A 16,404-nucleotide genomic window follows, 5' to 3' on the forward strand; every position below is an offset into this window, starting at 1 on the left:
GTCGTCGCCGGCGGATCGCGCGTCGTGGGCGGACGCGGACGGCGGGGCGCCGGCGTCCGGCGGGGGCGCGGACCCGGCGGGGCGGGAGTCCGGGCCGGGGGCGCCGTCGGCGGCTCCGCCGGACGGGGGCGGGGTCCGGTCGTCGTCCCCGGGGCCGCCGTCGGTCCCGTCGTCGCCGGGGCCGCCCTCGGGCGCGTCGTCCGGCCCCTCCGGCGGCGCGTCGTCGCCCGGCTCGTCGTCGCGGGCCTGCTGCAGCGCGTCGTCGAGCTCCTCGGGCTCGAGGCCGGGTGGGTCCAGCGGGCCGCGGCGGCGGCGGTGGGGGAGCGTCAGCAGCATCGCGTCGTGGACGTCCTGCTCCGCCACCTCGTCGCGGCCCTCGAGCGCCGCGATCGCGCGGGAGCAGCGCGCGGCCACGAGGTCGGCGCGCATCCCGTCGACGCCCAGGCGGGCGCAGGCGCCCGTGATGAGGCGCAGCATGCGGTCGCCGAGGACGACGCCCGGCAGGCGGCGGGCGGCGGCGGCGATCGACGCGGCGGTCGCCTCCTCCTCGTCGCGCCAGCGGGCCGCGAAGGCGACCGGGTCGGCCTCGAACGCCAGGCGCCGGCGGACGACCTCGGCCCGCACGACCGGGTCGGTCGAGCCGGCGACGGTGACGGAGAGCCCGAAGCGGTCCAGCAGCTGCGGCCGCAGGTCGCCCTCCTCGGGGTTCATCGTGCCGACGAGCACGAACCGCGCCGGGTGCCGGACGGAGACCCCGTCGCGCTCGACGACGGCCTCGCCCTGCGCCGCCGCGTCGAGCAGCACGTCGACGAGGTGATCCCCCAGCAGGTTGACCTCGTCGACGTAGAGGATCCCCTGGTGCGCGCGGGCGAGCAGGCCCGGCTGCAGCACGCTCTCGCCGTCCTGCAGCGCCCGCTCCAGGTCCAGCGTGCCCACGACCCGGTCGACGGTCGCTCCGACGGGCAGCTCGACGAGCACCGCGGCGCGCCGCTCGACGCCGACGATGGCGAGGGCGCCGTCGGTCCCCGGGTCCGCCGCGCGCGCGGCGAGCGAGCGGGCGCGCTCCAACCCGCCGCCGGCGACGAACGCCCTCGCCGCCGCGCTCGGCGACCGGTCGGCCTCCGTCGGGGCCGCGCCGTACGGGTCGCCGGCGACGACGTGGACGGCGGGCAGCAGCGCCTCGAGCGCGCGCACGGCCGTCGTCTTCGCGGTCCCGCGCTCGCCGCGGACGAGCACGCCGCCGACGTCCGGCGCGACCGCGTTGATCAGGAGCGCGCGGCGCAGGTCGTCCTGTCCGACGAGGGCGGAGAAGGGGAAGCGGACGGGGGCCAAAGCCGGGCGGACGCTACCGGACCCCCGCCGGCCGGCGACGCCGCGCCGACGCCTGCGCCGGCCCGGCCGGCTACATGTCCTCCAGCTCGCGCCCCTTGGTCTCCGTCACGGCCTTCCAGACGAAGACGATCGAGACGAACGCGAACGCGGTGTAGAGGCCGTAGGCCAGGGCCAGCGAGACGGAGGAGAGCGACGGGAACGTCGTGGTGATCGCGAAGTTCGCCACCCACTGCGCCGCCGCCGCGACCGCCAGGGCCGTCGCGCGGATGCGGTTGTTGAACATCTCGCCCAGCAGCACCCAGACCGCCGGGCCCCAGGACGTCGCGAACGAGACGACGAAGCCGTTGGCCGCGATCAGCGCGATCACGCCGCGGGCGCCGTCGAGGCTCGGGTCGCCGTCCACCACCGGCGCGGTGCCGAAGAGGATGGCCAGCGTCCCGAGCGTCACGAACATGCCGATCGAGCCGAACAGCAGCAGCGGCTTGCGGCCGACCTTGTCGACCAGGGCGATCGCCACGAGCGTCGAGACGATGTTCACGATCGACGTGATCACGCTCGTGACCATCGAGTCCGACTCGCTGAAGCCGACGCTCTGCCACAGCTGGGAGCTGTAGTAGAAGATCACGTTGATCCCGACCGCCTGCTGGAAGACCGACAGCAGGATGCCGACCCAGACGATCGGCATCAGGCCGAACCGCGGGCCGCGCAGGTCGCGGACGCGGACCTGGCCTTCGCCCTTCAGGGTCCGGACGATCTCGCGGATCCGGGAGTCCGGGTCGCCGCCGACGAAGCGCCGGAGCACCGACCGCGCCTCCTTCTCGCGGTGGTGCGCCACGAGGTAGCGCGGGGACTCCGGGATCTGCAGCGCCAGCACCCCGTAGACCAGCGCGGGGATCGAGGCGGCGAGGAACATCCAGCGCCACGCCTCGAGCCCCAGCCAGAGGTCCTTGCCCGCTCCGCCGGCCGCCTGCGCCAGGAAGTAGTCCGACAGCAGCGCCACGAAGATGCCGACGACGATCGCGAGCTGCTGGAGCGAGCCGAGCCGGCCGCGCAGGCGGGCCGGGGCGATCTCCGCGATGTAGGCGGGCGCGATCACCGAGGCCGAGCCGATCGCGGCGCCGCCGATCAGCCGCCAGACCGCGAGCTCGATCCACGAGAATGACAGCATCGAGCCGACGGAGCTGAGGATGAAGATCGCCGCGGTGATCACCATCACCCGGATCCGGCCGTAGCGGTCCGCGATCCGCCCCGCGTACCAGGCGCCGACCGCCGCGCCGAGCAGCGCGATCGCGACCACGAAGCCCTGGACGAACGAGTTGAGGTCGAACTCGTCACGGATCGCGGCGGTGGCGCCGTTGATCACCGACGAGTCGAAGCCGAAGAGGAACCCGCCCAGCGCGGCGACCCCGGACGTCAGGACGACGCGCGAGACGTGGAGCTCGTCGGACGGCTCGGCCTCGCCGGCCTCCGTGGCGTCGGGATCCGGCGTGCTCGACGAGGCCATGGAGCGCCCACTACCCGGGTGCCCGGTCCGCACCCCACGGTGGACGGACGACGGTGGTCCGACGCGCCACGCCGCGCCGTCGGAGCAGCCGCGGGACCCGCTCCCCCGGCCGGCGGGGGACGGCGACGTGGCGCCGCGACGCGCATCGGACCTACCGGCGAGTAGATCCAGTCCACATCGGACTCGCGCCGGACCCTACGCTGCAGTAGCCTCCGTCCCATGAGCAAGAGCGTCCAGGGCCAGGTCGTGCTGATCACGGGGGCCGCGCGCGGCATCGGGGCGGAGACCGCCCGGGTGCTCGCCCGTCGCGGCGCCAGCGTCTCGCTGGTCGGCATGGAGCCCGACCTGCTGCGCGCGCTGGCCGACGAGCTGAACGCGTCGTCGCCGGTGGCGAAGCACGCGTGGTTCGAGGCCGACGTCACCGACCAGGAGGCGATCGAGGCGGCCGTCCGCGGCACCGCCGAGCAGCTCGGCGGCATCGACGTCGTCGTCGCCAACGCCGGCGTCGCCAACAACGGCACCGTCGCGGTCAACCCGGCCGACGCGCTCGTCCGCACTGTCGACGTCAACCTCAACGGCGTCATCCGCACCGTCTCGGCCGCGCTGCCGGAGATCGAGAGGCGCCGCGGCTACGTCCTCGTCGTCGCGTCGCTGGCCGCCTTCACGGTGCTGCCGGGCATGGCCGCCTACTGCGCGTCGAAGGCCGGCGCCGAGGCGTTCGCCAACGCCCTGCGGCTCGAGGTCGCGCACAAGGGCGTCCGTGTCGGCTCCGCGCACCCCAGCTGGATCGACACGGACCTCGTCCGCAACGTGGAGGACGACCTCAAGACCTTCAAGGAGGTCCGCTCGAAGCTCCCCGGTCCGCTCGGCTCGACGACGTCGGTGGAGGAGTGCGCCGAGGCGTTCGCCAACGGGATCACGCGCCGCAAGCGGCGCATCTACGTGCCGAAGTCGCTCCTGTGGTTCCAGCTCTTCCGCACGATCACGATCAGCCCCGTCGGCGACCTGATCATCAAGCGGGAGGCGCGGAGGACGGTGCCCGCGATGGAGGCCGAGGTCCGCGCGCTGGGCCGCTCGTTCGGGGCCGCGACGGTCGCCGCCGGCGGCGACGAGCGGGTCGTCGCAGAGCGCGCCGCCGAGCGGAAATCCGTCCCGAGCGCTTGACGGACGGCTCCGCGGGGAAGAGGCTGCCCGTCTTCCCCATGCGCGTTCCCGTGCCGAACATCGGACTCCCACAGCTGCTTCCGCGGATCGAGGCCGCCCTCGACGCAGTCGTGTCGCTGGAGCGCGCCCTGCGCACCCTGCCCAGCTCGATCGAGCTGCTGCGGCAGGAGCTGAAGGTGCTCTCCGAGGTCCGGGACGACATGAAGGGCATGCGCGGGGACATCCGCGACGTGATCGGCGCGGTCGACGACCTGAAGGCCGAGATCGGCCGGCTGCCGCCCGACGTCACGCACCTGCGCGGCGCGGTCGACGCGATGTACGCGTCGGTGGACCGGATCGAGGACCAGGTCGAGGGCATGAGCGGCTCGCTCGCCCAGATCGACCGGATCGCGGGGCGCGTGGTGCACCCGCTCCGGCGCCGCTCCCGGACCCGCGGGGCCGAGACGGCCGCCGAGGCCGAGGCCGAGGAGCTGCCGGACGAGCGCCTGCTCGGCCCGCCGGCCTGATCGCTGCCTCCGCGTCGTCCCGGGGTCCCGCCGGCGCGGCGACCGGCGACGGCGACCGTGGGCGCGAGGCCGCCCCTCCTATCGGCTGTGCACGGCGTGGACGCCGAGCTCCGGCGGCACGCCCTTGGCGCGGAAGCGCCGGCGCCGCCGGGCGTCGACCAGCTCGGGGTCCAGCCCCGCGAGCGCGGCGTCGGACGCCAGCAGCTCGTCCGTCCCGGCCGCGGCGGCGACCCGGGCGGCGATGTTGACGTCGACGCCCAGGTAGTCGGCGCCGACCTTGCGCGGCCGCCCGACGTGCATCCCGGCGCGGATGTGCGGCTGGTGCCCGGCGACCTCGATGCCCTCCAGGGCGGCGCGGCCGCGCTCGACGGCGAGGAGGGCGTCCGACGGGCGGCGGAAGACGGCCATCATGCCGTCGCCGAGCCACTTGACGACCTCGCCGCGCTGGCGGTGGACGGCGGGCTCCAGCGCGCCGCCGACCTCGCGCAGGAGCAACAGCGTCGCCTGGTCGCCGGCCTCCAGCGCCCAGTGCGAGAAGCCGACGAGGTCGGTGAAGAGGATCGTCAGGTCGACGGTCCCGCGGCCGCGGTTGTTGCGCTCGGCCGCGGCCTGCCAGACCTGCAGGGCGCCCATCCCGAGCTCGTGGACCGCGCCACCGGTGGTCTGGCCGGCGAGCCGGGCGATCCGCCGCGTCAGCGTGGCGTCGCGGCCCTGGTCCGACGTCGAGAGCGGGTCGCCGAGGCGGTCGTCGCCCGGGAGCCGGTGCCGCACGCGGGCGACCGCCTCGAGCAGGCGCTCGTGCTCGTTGAGCTCGCGGGCGCGGCGGCCGAGGCGGCGGGCCCGCTCGGCGGGGGAGGGAGCGGCAGAGGCCTCCCCGGGGGCGTGGTCCGGGTGCGGGTCGGCGGCCGGGGGTCCCGCCGTCGCCGGGGCGCCGGACGTCGGTGATGCCTCGTCGACGGGCGGCGCGGGGTCGTCCGCCGCGGGCGTCTCCTCGTCCTCGCCGTGCACGCGGCGACCATTGCACAGTGCGCGCCGCGCGGTGGTCGGCGGGCCGGAGCACGGCGGCGCGAGGGTCCGGCTCGGTGCCCCGAAGCCCGATCACTTCGGTGGACGGATGTTCACGAACGAGGGTCCGGCGCTGCCAGATGGTTGACTCCACGGAGATCGTGGCATCGATCATCTAGAGCCAGACACGTGCAGGTGGTCGCGGCGCGGCGCCTCCGGTCCCGATCCTGAACGGGTCCCCGGCCGGCGGCCGTCGTGCGCGGATGAGCGTTCTTGGCGACCGGCAAGACGCGGGGCCCGGCGGGCTCAGGACCGGCCGGCCCGGAGCGCGGTTCCCGTGGTGGGCTGCGGGTACCAGGACCACGGCGAGCGGCCGGCGTCGCCACAGACGGCGCCGGCCGACGCCTCGCAGACGCGCGAGCGGGGGCGCCGGTCAGCGCCCGGCGACGATCGACCGCACGGCCTCCAGCGCGCCCGCCGCGCCGGACGCCTCCGTCACGGGCAGGCCCAGCCGCGCGGCCTCGGCCAGCGCCCGGTCGTCCGCGGAGCGCACCGCGATCGTCCGCGGGATCGCCTCGTGACAGGCGAGGTCCGCCGTCGAGTCGCCGACGACCGCGCACTGCTCGGGCAGCAGGTCGCGCAGCTGCAGGTGGATGCGCACGCCCGTGGCCTTGTCGGTCCCGGACGGCAGCACGTGCACGACGCGCGACGGCCGCCCGTCGTCGAGCGGCAGGTGGCTGGGGCCGTTGTCGACCGCGCACCAGCCGCGCAGCCCGGCGTCGTGGAGCTCGGCGGTCAGCTCGTCGGCGGACGCCGCGGCGCGCAGCACCAGGCCCGACATCCGCGGCGTGCCGGGCTCGTGCTCCTGCGCCGGCATCGCGGCGAGCGCGTCCAGCAGCGCGCGGCGCGGGAACGGCACGGCCTCGGGCGCCGCCAGGCGCAGCGTCCCGTCGACGAGGACGACGGCGCCGAGCTCGCAGACGACGTCGCCGATCCCGAGGGTCCGCGCGATCGCCGTCGCCGACCACCGCGAGCGGCCGGTGAGGACGACGGGCCGCAGCCCGGCGCCGCGGACGACGTCGAGCGTCCGGAGGCTGTCGGGGACGAGCAGCCCGCCGGGGTCCAGCAGCGTCCCGTCGAGGTCGAGGTAGACGGCGCCGCTCACGACGCCACCCGCTCGTCCTCGGCCGTCGTCCGCGGGCGGTCCGCGGCGAGCCCGTCCCCGGCGACGGGCGGGCGCTCGGCGACCGGCACGGCGCGGGGCAGGTCGTCCGCCCACGGCAGCCGCATGCTGCCCGGGACGACGGCGCCGCGGCCGAGCCGCCGCTCGAGGGCGCAGAGCACGGCGTAGGCCATCGTGGAGAGCTCCCGCAGCGACTGGTGGCGGTTCTGGCGGACGCCGAGGTCGACCTCGGCCAGCCCGTCGAGCCCGACGAGCTCGAGGGCGTCGACGAGCGTGGCGATCTCCACGCCGTAGCCGACCGGGAACGGCAGCCGCTCGAGCAGGTCGCGCCGCGCCGCGAACTCGCCGGCCAGCGGCTGGCGGAAGCCGGCGAGGAGCGGCCGGTGGAGGTTCAGCAGCGGCCGGGCGGTCAGCTCGGTGACGCGTCCGCCACCGTGGGCGGACAGCGATCCGTCGGCCTCCAGGCGCGGCCGGTCGAAGCAGCCGCGGACCATCGCGACGCCGTCGTCGGTCAGGAGCGGCCCGAGGACGCCCGCCAGGTGCGCCGGGGTCGGGTCGGCGGTGTCGGCGTCCAGGAACGCGACGACGTCGCCCTCGGTGGCCTGGAGCGCGCGCCACATGGCGTCGCCCTTCCCCAGGCACGGCCCGGCGCCGGGGACGAGCTCGTCCTGCTGCAGGACCACGGCGCCGTGCGCGGCGGCGATCCGCGCGGTCCCGTCCGCGGAGCGCGCGTCGACGACGACAACCTCGGAGACCACGCCGGTCTCCACGAGCGGCGCGACGGTCCGCTCCAGCACGCCGGCGACGGTGCCGGCCACGTCCTTGGCGGGCAGCACGACGCTGACCCGCGTGCCCGAGCGGCGCACCGCGTCGGCGAGGCGGGCGATCCCGAACTCGCGGTGGTCGTGGCGCCGGCGGATGCGCCACGTCTCGAGCGCCAGGTCGGCCGCGAGACCCCGGGGCGCGCGGCCCTCCGTCCGCGGGCTGGTGTGGACGACGGCGTCGGTCGTGCGGTGGACGGCGAGGCCCGCGCGGCGGACGGCCTCCAGCAGCGCCTCGTCCTCCAGCGCGCGCGGCGTCGGCATCCCGCCGCAGGCTTCGTAGGCCCGCACGGTCAGGGCGAGGTTCGCGGCGGAGAAGTGGTGGTGCGACGCGTCGTGGTCGACGGTGCGGACGGCCCGCAGGCGGACGCCCGCCGCGGCGGCGCGGCGGCGGCGCAGCTCGCGGTCCAGCGGGGCGCCCGGGTCCGCGACGACGTCGCCGGCGACCACCTCGTGGCCGTCGTCCGCCGCGCGCAGCAGGGCGGCGAGCCAGCCGGGGGCCACGCGGGTGTCGGCGTCGGTGGAGACGAGCAGCGCGTCGCCCGTCCCGGCGGCGAGCAGCTGCCGCGCCGCGGCGTCCATCCCGACGCGGCGGGCCCAGCCCACCCCCGCGCCGGGGCCGTCGAGCAGCCGGACGGGGACGCCGTGCGCGGCAGGTACATCAGGAAGACGAGGAAGACCGCGAGCGCCAGCAGCGAGAGCCCGATCTGGTCGAACTGGCGCTGCGTCAGCGGTCCCCCGGCCCGTGGGTCCGCCGCGGCCGAGCGGCCGGTCTGCCCGCCGCGCGCCGCGGGCTTCTTCGCCGGGGCCTTCGCGCCGCCGCGGGGACGGGGCGAGGGCTTCGCGGACGAGGCGTTGCGGGCAGGGGTGCGGGGACGGCTGCTCATGCTCACCCACGTCGTTCGCCTCCCGCCGCCGCGATCCTCCTCCGGGTCGCGCGACGTCCGCACGTTGCGGGAAGTGCCGCGTCAGCCCGCTGCCACGTCGACCCACTCGTGCCCGGCGGCCTCCGGCACCACGCGGTGCTCGGCGCACCACGCCGAGAACCGGCCCCGTGACCCGGGAGCGTCAGCGACCGCGACCGTGATCTCCACACCGTCCGCGCCGTATCCGAGGTCGGCCACGAGGACGCCCGCGGCGCGGAGGTCGTGCTCGATGCGCCCCGCGACGTCGTGACGGACGGCGATCCGGAGCAGGGCGCGGCGCTCCCGCACGACGAGCGGCGCCACCGCGAGCACCCCCGCGACGGCCTCGGAGTAGGCGCGGACCAGTCCCCCGGCGCCCAGGAGCGTGCCCCCGAACCAGCGGACCACGACCGCCGTGACGTCCGAAAGCGGTCCGGGAGGGCCCGCGCTCCCCGCACCGGGGGCCTCCCCGACGCCGGGCTCGCGCCCGGCACCCTGGCGTCCTGCGGCGCCGGCGCCCCGACCGCCGTCGGCACCGAGCAGCACCTGCAGCATCGGCATGCCCGCGGTCCCGGCCGGCTCGCCGTCGTCGCTGGAGCGCTGCAGGTCGCGGCGTGAGCCGACGACGAAGGCCGAGCAGTGGTGGCGGGCCGTGGGATGCGCGCGCCGCTGCTCGGTGACGAACGCGCGGGCCGCGGCCTCGTTCGGGGTGCGGCGCAGGAGGCAGAGGAAGCGGCTGCGCCGGACCTCGATCTCGTGCGCGACGTCGGCGCCCGCGGCCGGGACGAGGTAGGCGGCGGGCTCGTCCATCGGGCGGGAACGGTAGAGGACCGAGATACGGCGCTCACCCGCCCCTCGGCGCGGCGTCGGGCGCCGCCGGGCGAGCCGGTCGGGCCGGGGCGTCGCCGCCGGCCCGTGACGCGCCGCGCGCCTACCGCGTGTAGGCCGCCGGCACGCCGCCGTCGACGTTCAGGATGTTGCCCGTCGACTTGCCCGAGCGCTCCGCGGAGGCGAAGTGCAGCGTCGACGCGGCGATGTCCTCCGGGAGGATCAGGACCTTCAGCGTGTTGCGCTGGCGGTAGTGCTCCTCGAGCTCCGCGGGATCCAGGCCGTAGTTCGCGGCCCGCTCCTCGCGCCAGTTGCCCTGCCAGATCTTCGAGCCGCGCAGGACCGCGTCCGGGTTGACCGTGTTGACGCGGATGCCGTCGGCGCCGCCCTCCTCGGCCAGGCAGCGGGCCAGGTGCAGCTCGGCGGCCTTCGCCGACGAGTAGGCCGACGCGTTCTTGCCGGCCACGAGCGAGTTCTTCGACGAGATGAAGACGATCGAGCCGCCCGTCCCCTGCTCGCGCATGATCCGGAACGCTTCCTTCGACACCAGGAAGTACCCGGTGCCCAGGATGCGGTGGTTGCGCTCCCACTCCTCGAGCGTGGTGTCCTCGATCGCCGAGCTCGACGCGATGCCGGCGTTGCTGACCAGGATGTCGACCCCGCCGAACGTGCGGACGGCCTCGCGGTACGCGTTGGCCACGGACTCCTCGGAGGTGACGTCGCCGCCGATGCCGATGCCCAGCGGGCCGGCGGCCTCGGTGGCGCCGCCCTCGTCGAGGTCGAAGCCGGCGATCACGGCGCCGGCCGCGGCCAGCTCGGCCGAGATCGCGCGGCCGATGCCGCCGCCGGCGCCGGTGACGAACGCGACCTTGCCCTGCAGCTCGCCGGGCGCCGGCGCCAGGGAGAGCTTGTAGAGCTCGAGCGGCCAGTACTCGACCGCGAAGCTCTCGTCGGCGGTCAGCGAGACGAACTCGTCGACGGCGTCGGCGCCGGCCATGACCTCGATGGCGCGGTGGTAGAGGTCGCGCGACAGCGACGCGCCCTTCGGCGTCGGGGCGACGCCGACGAGGCCGACGTGCTGGATCAGCACGACGCGCGGGTCCGGATCGCCGATCGGCACGGCGCCGGAGGTCTGGCCCGGCATGCGGACGTCGGGGTTCTCGGCGTTGGCCGCGTGGTACGCGCGGTACTGCTCGCGGTAGGCCGCGGCGCGCTCGATGACGCGCTCCTTCAGGACCACGGCGTCCTCCGACGTCGGGTCGAACGGCACGAACATCGGCAGCATCTTCGTGTGGACCAGGTGGTCCGGGCACGCGGCGCCGACGGTGACGAGCTCGGGCGCGCGGACCGACGTGACGAACTCGATCGCCGGGGCGGACTGGTCGACGAGCAGCACCTTCGAGCGCTCGCTCGAGACCGCGCCGCGCAGCGACGGCAGCACGACGTCCAGCACGGCCTGGCGGCCGGCGGCGTCGAGCGACGAGGCCTCGGGGGCGACGCCGCCGAAGCGCACCGCGCCGGCGGCCTTCTCGTTCATGAAGGCCGCTCCCTCGTTGATGATCGAGATCGTCCGGCGGTACGTGTCCTCCGCCGTGTCGCCCCAGACCACGAGGCCGTGCTTGCCCAGGACGACGAGCTCGGCGGCCGGGTGGTCCCGGACGGCCTCGCCGATCTGCTTGGCGAGCGTGAAGCCCGGGCGGATGTACGGGACCCAGATGGCGCGGTCGCCGAAGCACTCCGCGATCAGGGCCTCGCCGTTCTTGGCGCCGGCGATGACGTTGATGCCGTCGGGGTGCGTGTGGTGCACGTGGTCGGCCGGGATGAAGGCGTGCAGCAGCGTCTCGATCGAGCCGCGGGGCATCGCCGGGTCGAGCATCGAGCGGCCGACGTAGGCGACCATGTCCTCGTCGACCATCTCGGGCCGGTCCATGAGCGGCAGCAGGTCGTCGAGCTTGAGGCCGGTGAAGTTCGCCTCGGTCATCGTCGCCAGGTCGGAGCCGGAGCCCTTGACCCACATGGCGCGGACCTCGCGGCCGGTGTGGTCCGTCGCGGTGCCCTTGGCGGACGTGTTGCCGCCGCCGATGTTCGCCACGGCGCGGTTGGCGCCCAGCAGGTGCGAGGCGAGGACGACCTGGCCGAGCGGGTCCGACGGGACCTCGGAGGGGTCCGTGGGCCAGAGGTCGTCGGCCAGGGAGACGAGGTGGGGGGTCGTGGTGCTCATCGGAAGTCCTCGTGCCGGGCGGGGCAGGTCGTGGTGACGGAAGTGGTGGTCGTGGCGGCGCCGGGGGTGCAGGCGCGGCTCGGCGCGGGAGCGGGGCACGCCTGCTCGCGGTCGTCGTTCGTGGTGGCGGCGCTCATCGGGTGGGCGGCGCGAGATCGAAGGGGTGGGGCGGAAGCCCCTCCGTGCAGGCCACGGCGCTCATCGGCCCCATCCCCCCGCCACGCCGGCGGCCTTGCCGCGCGCGTCGATGATCTTCTGGGGGTAGCCGCCGTCGCGCAGGGCCGCGACGGGGTCCGCGGCGGCGCCCTGCTCCTCGCGGACGCTGGCGGTCAGCGGCCGGACGTCGGTCGCGAACGCGTCGGTCAGGAGGCCGTGCGCGCGGTTGACGTCGCCCTCGCGCTGCGCCTCGGCGAGCGCGGTGCGGTCGACGAGCAGCGCCTTGGCGTAGCTGTCCTGGATGTTCAGGACGGAGCGCAGGATCGCCTCGACCTTGGTCTCGACGTTGTGCCCCTGGTCGATCGAGATGCGCGGCAGCTGCGGCAGGGCCGTCAGCTCGGTGAAGATCGAGAACAGCGCGAACGGGTTGACGGACCCGGTGATCAGGTCGTCGTCGCCGTAGCGGCGGTCGTTGGTGTGGAAGCCGCCGAGCAGGCCGTAGCTCGCGAGGATCGCGACGATCTGCTCGATGTTCACGCCGTGGGCGTGGTGGCCGAGGTCGACGAGGACCTGGGCGCGCTCGCCGATCTCGCGGCAGAGCAGCGCGGCGGAGCCCCAGTCGGCCAGGTCGGTCGCGTAGAACGCCGGCTCGTAGAGCTTGTACTCCACGAGGAGGGCGAGCGGATCGCCACTGTCCGAGCCGGTCGCGTCGTGCAGCTCCTGCAGCGCCTCGCGCATGCGGTGGCGACGCTCCAGCAGGTCGTCCTGGCCGACGTAGTTCGTGCCGTCGGCGAACCACAGCGACAGCGCGTCGGAGCCGGTCGCGCGGGCGATCTGCCCGCACTCGAGCAGGTGGTCGGTCGCCTTGCGGCGGATGCCGGCGTCGGGGTTGGTGATCGAGCCGAGCTTGTAGTCGACGTCCTGGAACAGGTTCGGGTTGATCGTGCCGACGGTCAGGCCGCGGTCGGTGATCTCGCGCCCGAGCTGGGCGTAGTCGTCGACGGCGTCCCACGGGATGTGGAGCGCGACGCGGGAGCTGGCTCCGGACAGCCGCTGGACCTCGGCGGCGTCCTCGAGCCGCTCGATCACGGTGCGCGGGCGGCCGTCCTGCAGGAAGGTGGCGAAGCGGGTGCCGGAGTCGCCGAAGCCCCAGGACGGGACCTCGACGACGAGCTCGGACAGGCGCGCCCGGACGGCGGCGACGTCGACGCCCTGGTCGGTCAGCCGCGCGGCGAGGTGCTCGTAGTCGGTGCTCATGGGGTCTTCGGTCCTCGGTCGTCGGGGGTCATGCGGTGGTGGTCGGCGCGCTCAGCGCGGCGACGGTCCGGAAGCGGCGGTACAGGTCCTCGGCCGCGGCGCGATCGCCGGCGGGCTCGTAGGCGCGGGGCTGGGCAGAGGCGGCGGCGACGGCGCGCAGCTCGGCCAGCGAGCCGACCTCGCCGGCGGCGCGCAGCTGCACGAGCACGTTGCCCATGCCGGTGCCCTCGATCGGTCCGGCCAGCACGGTGCGGCCGGTCACGTCGGCGGTCAGGCGGCAGAGCAGCTCGTTGCGGACGCCGCCGCCGACCACGTGGATCGTGCGGATCGTCCGGCCGGAGACGGCCTCGAGCTGCTCGAGCACCCAGCGGTAGCGGCACGCGAGCGAGACGAGGATCGTGCGGACGGTCTCCCCCTTGCTCGCCGGCGGCGTCTGGCCGGTGCGACGGCAGTGCTCGGCGATCAGGGCCGGTAGGTCGTCGGGCGCGAGGAACGCCGGGTCGTCGATGTCGAGGACGGCGACGTCGGGGTCGGCCTCGCCGGCCAGGCGCTGCAGCTCGGCGGCGTGGATGCCCCATGCACGCGAGAGCTCCTGCTCCAGCCAGAGGCCCATGACGTTCTTCAAGAGCCGGATCGTGCCGTCGACGCCGCGCTCGTTGGTGAGGTTCGCGTCGCGCGCGGCGTCGGTGAGGACGGGCGCGTCCAGCTCGAGGCCCAGGAGCGACCACGTGCCGCTCGAGAGGATCGCGGCGTCCGGCCCGGTGACGGGCGCGGCGGCGAAGGCGGACGCGGTGTCGTGCGACCCGACCGCGTGGACGGCGGCGTCGCCGAGGCCCAGCGCGGGGCGCAGGCGGCCGATCGTGGTGCCGGCCTCGACGGTCGGGCCGAAGAGGTCGACGGGCAGCCCGAGCCGGCCGATCAGATCGCGCGACCACGTGCCGGTGCGGGCGTCGAGCAGGCCGGTCGACGAGGCGTTCGTGGCCTCGTTGACGAGGTCGCCGCCGAGCCAGTGCGCGAGCAGGTCGGGGATCAGCGCGATCCGGTCGGCCGCCTCGATCGCCGCGGAGCCGCGCTCGGCCTCGAGCTGGAAGACCGTGTTGATCGGCATCGTCTGGATGCCGGCCACCGCGTACTGCCCCTCGCGGGACACGCGGGCGAAGCTGCGGTCGACGATCCCGTCGGTGCGGTGGTCGCGGTAGTGGTACGGCAGGCCGAGCAGCCGGCCGTCCCGGTCGAGCAGCCCGTAGTCGACGGCCCAGGTGTCGACGCCGACGCCCGCGAGGCCGTTGTCTCCGCCCGCGATCGTCCGCAGGCCGTCGAGCGCCTGGGCGTAGAGCCCGAGCAGGTCCCAGTGGCGGCCGTCGGGCAGGTCGACCGGGCGGTTCGGGAACCGCGCGGCCTCGGTCAGCGTCACGCGCTCGCCGTCGAACCGACCGGCGAGGACGCGGCCGCTGGAGGCGCCGAAGTCGATCGCGGCGTAGACGGAGGACGAGGCGCCGGTCGACGCCGCCGTGCGCGTGGACGCCGCGGTCCCCGTCGGGGTCCCTCCGGCTCCTGGGGTCGGACTAGGCAAGGTGGAAGACCTCGTCCAGGCGCAGCAGGCCGGTGTCCGGCCGCGCGCCCTCGGGGAGCGTCATGAACTCGGCCATCTCCGCCTGCCAGCGGGCGTTCACGTCGGTGGCCTGCATCGCGGCCTCGATCGCCGCGAAGTCGTCGCACTCGAGGTAGCCGACGAGCAGGCCGTCGGGGCGCAGGAAGAGCGAGTAGTTGCGGTAGCCCGACGCGCTGAGGGCGTCGAGCATCTCGGGCCACACCGCGGCGTGGCGCTCTCTGTACTCCTCGAGCCGCTCCGGCTTGACCTGGAGCAGGAAGCAGACGCGCTCCATTCAGCGGCCGCCGATCCGGGCCGGCCGGTGGGCGACGCGCCGGTCGTTCGCCGACGCGCTCAGCCGCGAGCCGCGGGCGGCCGCGTCCTTGCCGACGACGACGAGCTCGACGTCGAGCAGCCGGGCGACCGCCTCGATGTCCGCGATGCGGTGACCGACGCCGAGCGCGACGTGGTGCGTCGGGCCCTCGGCCGACCAGGCCTCGAGGAACGACGCGGGGTCGAGGTCGAAGCGCAGGCGCGAGTTCGTGTTGCCGATCCGGAACGTCGGTCCGGGGATCGACGCGCCCTCGGCGGCGATGAGCTTCAGCCGGCCGTCGGCGGTCTGCGTGCAGCCGAGGATCGTCACGTCGCCGTGGCGGACCTGCAGCTCGACCGAGAGGCCCGCGCCGCGCTTGCCGTGGAAGACCTTCAGCGACCGCAGGACCGGCTGCTCCTGCGCGATCGCGATGTGCCCGGGTCCGTCGTGGCCCATGAGGACGAAGTCCTCGTCCATGTCGAGCCCGTAGTACTCCGTGTAGGAGCCGCCGGCGCCGAGGCGGTCGAGGATCAGCTGCGCGAGGTTCGTCTTGATGTCGGCCTCGCCGGCCGTCGGGATGCCCCGCGCCGTGAGCAGCGAGTTGCCGACGATGACCCCGGCGCCGAGGCGCTCCTGCGCGTTGTCGTCGACGCCGCGGTAGTAGTAGGTCAGCGCGTCGAGCTCGAAGTCCTTCGCCAGCGCGTCCAGGCCGACGGCCACGCGGGCGGACCAGTCCAGCTGGGCGTCGGTGATCGGCCCGGCGATCGGGTCGCTCGACGGGTCGGCGAACGCGAAGTGCTCGCGGATCTCGGCGGTCTTCGCGGCGACCTGCTCGTCGGTCGCGGCGTCCGTGCGGACCTGCAGGTCGTCGATCTCCAGGACCTCGACGTGCGCGCCGACCTGGCCGTGGAACATCGTGAAGTCCGAGTACATGTCGAGCATGCCGGCGTAGGCGTGCCCCATGAAGCCGATGCGCGCGCGCTTCAGCGAGCGGGCGACGCCGGCGGCGCGGACCCAGGCGCCGATCCTCGACCAAGCGCGCTCGTCGTCCTGGATCGTGCCGGCGACCGTGTCGTACGGGATGCCCGAGCGCGTGAAGGCGCCGGCGATCTCGGGGACGGAGCACGCGGCGCAGTTGGCCAGCCACTCCCCCGTGTCGACGTGCTCGTAGTCCAGGGTGCGGGTCGGCTGCAGGCCGAGCAGGACGACCGGGACCTTCGCGGCCTGCACGGCGGCGACGACCGTGGCCGACGTCGCGTAGGTGACGACGTGGCAGAGGATCAGGTCGACCTGCTCGCGGGCGAACAGGTCGCCGGCGATCCGGGCCTTCTGCGGCGTGTCGATCAGGCCGGCGGAGACGACGTCCCCGCCGAGCTCGGTCACCTGCCGCTCGACGTCGGCCTGGTAGCCCTTGCAGCGCTCCTCGAGGCCCTCGAACTGGTCCCAGTACGCCTGAAGGCCGATGCCGAAGACGCCGATGCGGCCGGTCGCGCGTGCGGACGGGCGGGCATCGGTGTCTGCGGGGGCGGTGCTCTGGGCGGTGGAGGGGGTGGTGCTCATGCGGTCCTGGGTGCTCGTGGTGGTTCGCGGAGCGGCGGGAGCGGGTGCCGGGGCGCCC

General features: G+C 75.2%; 14 protein-coding genes. 2 read left to right on the forward strand and 12 right to left on the reverse strand.

Annotated elements, in window-relative coordinates:
- Positions 1-1,332, reverse strand: a 1,332-nt coding sequence (locus tag AB0L40_RS14530; RefSeq protein WP_364355534.1) for an ATP-binding protein, incomplete at its 3' end; no start/stop codon positions are given.
- Between the two features lie 70 nt (positions 1,333-1,402).
- On the reverse strand, positions 1,403-2,836 hold the full coding sequence (locus tag AB0L40_RS14535) for a sugar porter family MFS transporter (RefSeq protein WP_364355537.1): 1,434 nt from the start codon (positions 2,834-2,836) through the stop codon (positions 1,403-1,405).
- A gap of 219 nt (positions 2,837-3,055) precedes the next feature.
- Here AB0L40_RS14535 and AB0L40_RS14540 point away from each other — a divergent pair, with 219 nt between their 5' ends.
- A complete protein-coding gene (locus AB0L40_RS14540; protein ID WP_364355540.1) occupies positions 3,056-4,000 on the forward strand; it encodes an SDR family oxidoreductase in 945 nt (314 codons plus the stop codon).
- Between the two features lie 38 nt (positions 4,001-4,038).
- Positions 4,039-4,506, forward strand: coding sequence for a hypothetical protein (locus AB0L40_RS14545; protein WP_364355543.1), 468 nt, complete (start codon positions 4,039-4,041; stop codon positions 4,504-4,506).
- A 78-nt stretch (positions 4,507-4,584) separates the two neighbouring features.
- Here AB0L40_RS14545 and AB0L40_RS14550 read toward each other — a convergent pair whose 3' ends face one another.
- The 10 genes from AB0L40_RS14550 to AB0L40_RS14595 all read right to left on the reverse strand — a co-directional run bounded on the left by AB0L40_RS14550 (position 4,585) and on the right by AB0L40_RS14595 (position 16,346).
- Entirely contained in the window at positions 4,585-5,514 is a 930-nt protein-coding gene (locus tag AB0L40_RS14550; protein WP_364355546.1) for an adenylate/guanylate cyclase domain-containing protein, read from the reverse strand.
- 430 nt (positions 5,515-5,944) lie between these two features.
- The gene (locus AB0L40_RS14555; protein ID WP_364355549.1) at positions 5,945-6,676 is read right to left on the reverse strand and encodes an HAD hydrolase family protein; all 732 of its coding nucleotides are present in this window, start codon (positions 6,674-6,676) and stop codon (positions 5,945-5,947) included.
- The gene (locus tag AB0L40_RS14560; RefSeq protein ID WP_364355552.1) at positions 6,673-8,121 is read right to left on the reverse strand and encodes a glucosyl-3-phosphoglycerate synthase; all 1,449 of its coding nucleotides are present in this window, start codon (positions 8,119-8,121) and stop codon (positions 6,673-6,675) included. Before AB0L40_RS14560 ends, AB0L40_RS14555 begins: the two co-directional genes overlap by 4 nt.
- A gap of 362 nt (positions 8,122-8,483) precedes the next feature.
- Complete coding sequence (locus tag AB0L40_RS14565) at positions 8,484-9,230, reverse strand: YigZ family protein (RefSeq protein WP_364355555.1); 747 nt, start codon at positions 9,228-9,230, stop codon at positions 8,484-8,486.
- Between the two features lie 121 nt (positions 9,231-9,351).
- Positions 9,352-11,469, reverse strand: a complete 2,118-nt coding sequence (gene rhaD / locus AB0L40_RS14570) for a bifunctional rhamnulose-1-phosphate aldolase/short-chain dehydrogenase (protein WP_364355557.1) — start codon at positions 11,467-11,469, stop codon at positions 9,352-9,354.
- On the reverse strand, positions 11,466-11,606 hold the full coding sequence (locus AB0L40_RS14575) for a hypothetical protein (RefSeq protein ID WP_364355559.1): 141 nt from the start codon (positions 11,604-11,606) through the stop codon (positions 11,466-11,468). Before AB0L40_RS14575 ends, rhaD begins: the two co-directional genes overlap by 4 nt.
- A 61-nt stretch (positions 11,607-11,667) precedes the next feature.
- Complete coding sequence (locus AB0L40_RS14580) at positions 11,668-12,882, reverse strand: TIM barrel protein (protein ID WP_364355562.1); 1,215 nt, start codon at positions 12,880-12,882, stop codon at positions 11,668-11,670.
- A gap of 28 nt (positions 12,883-12,910) precedes the next feature.
- The gene (locus tag AB0L40_RS14585; RefSeq protein ID WP_364355564.1) at positions 12,911-14,455 is read right to left on the reverse strand and encodes a rhamnulokinase family protein; all 1,545 of its coding nucleotides are present in this window, start codon (positions 14,453-14,455) and stop codon (positions 12,911-12,913) included.
- Entirely contained in the window at positions 14,448-14,768 is a 321-nt protein-coding gene (locus AB0L40_RS14590) for an L-rhamnose mutarotase (protein WP_364355567.1), read from the reverse strand. Before AB0L40_RS14590 ends, AB0L40_RS14585 begins: the two co-directional genes overlap by 8 nt.
- Positions 14,769-16,346: an L-fucose/L-arabinose isomerase family protein gene (locus AB0L40_RS14595; RefSeq protein ID WP_364355570.1), complete on the reverse strand. Its 1,578-nt coding sequence runs from the start codon at positions 16,344-16,346 to the stop codon at positions 14,769-14,771.
- Positions 16,347-16,404 lie beyond the last annotated feature (58 nt).

The organism is Patulibacter sp. NPDC049589 (genome assembly GCF_040675535.1).
GTDB lineage: Bacteria > Actinomycetota > Thermoleophilia > Solirubrobacterales > Solirubrobacteraceae > Patulibacter.